The sequence below is a fragment of the Streptomyces niphimycinicus genome, assembly GCF_018883605.1.
Lineage (GTDB): Bacteria > Actinomycetota > Actinomycetes > Streptomycetales > Streptomycetaceae > Streptomyces > Streptomyces niphimycinicus.
Window position 1 is genome coordinate 1 of the sequence record NZ_JAHLEM010000693.1, and the last position, 342, is coordinate 342.

The following is a 342-nucleotide window of genomic DNA, read 5'->3' on the forward strand; positions in this document are numbered from 1 at the left end:
GGGCGAGTGTGAGGCCGCGTTGGCGCCTCATGTGGACTGGTCGCTGGCCGAGGTGCTGCGTGGCGCCGACGGTGCCCCCGGTTATGACCGGGAGGACGTCGTTCAGCCGGTGCTGTTCGCGGTGATGGTGTCGCTGGCGAGGCTGTGGCGTTCGGTGGGTGTGCTGCCGGACGCGGTGATGGGTCACAGCCAGGGTGAGATCGCCGCGGCGTGTGTGGCGGGTGCGCTGTCGCTGGAGGACGCGGCCAAGGTGGTGGCGCTGCGGTCGCGGGTGATCGCGGCGGGTCTGGCCGGCCGTGGTGGGCTGGTGTCGATCGGACTGCCGATCGACCAGGTGCGGGA

The 342-nt window shown here is 71.6% G+C and carries 1 protein-coding gene; it reads left to right on the top strand.

All coding sequences use genetic code 11. The features are described 5' to 3' along the window. Nucleotides 1-342 (top strand): acyltransferase domain-containing protein (locus KN815_RS40440; protein WP_216346781.1); only part of this gene is annotated, 342 nt, incomplete at both ends.